At 65.9% G+C, this 414-nt stretch carries 1 protein-coding gene; it reads left to right on the top strand.

The features are described 5' to 3' along the window. Nucleotides 1-414, top strand: a 414-nt coding sequence (locus FLQ44_RS17695; protein ID WP_147695457.1) for a TonB-dependent receptor domain-containing protein, incomplete at both ends; no start/stop codon positions are given.

Genomic DNA, 414 nt, shown 5'->3' with positions numbered 1-414 from the left:
ACGAGGTGGGCACCAAGATCAACTTCGGGGCTACGGGCCGCAACTTCGTCAACCTCGCCGCGTTCTATTACGACTATCGCGATCTTCAGGTCAGCGTGCTGATCGACTCCGCGCTCGGCGCCCAGGTGTTCAACGCGGGCAGCGCGGAAGTTTGGGGGGTCGAGGCCGACACCCAGATCGCGGTGGGAGCCAACGGCACCTTCCGGGCCTCGGTCAACTACGTGAAGCCGACCTACGAGACGCTGCTGGCATCGATCCCGGTGGTCTGCGTCAACCCGGGTTGCGCCGGCAACGGTTCCTCGGCGGTGGGCGATCTCCAGACCCGGCCCGGTGTCATCACCCAGCCCGATCTCGGCGGGAGGAAGCCGCCCCAGACGCCGAACTGGACGATCAGCGTGGGTTACGACCACGAGT

The sequence above is a fragment of the Vogesella mureinivorans genome (assembly GCF_007644035.1).
GTDB classification, from domain to species: domain Bacteria; phylum Pseudomonadota; class Gammaproteobacteria; order Burkholderiales; family Chromobacteriaceae; genus Vogesella; species Vogesella mureinivorans.
This window is presented reverse-complemented; position numbering and strand designations above follow the sequence as displayed.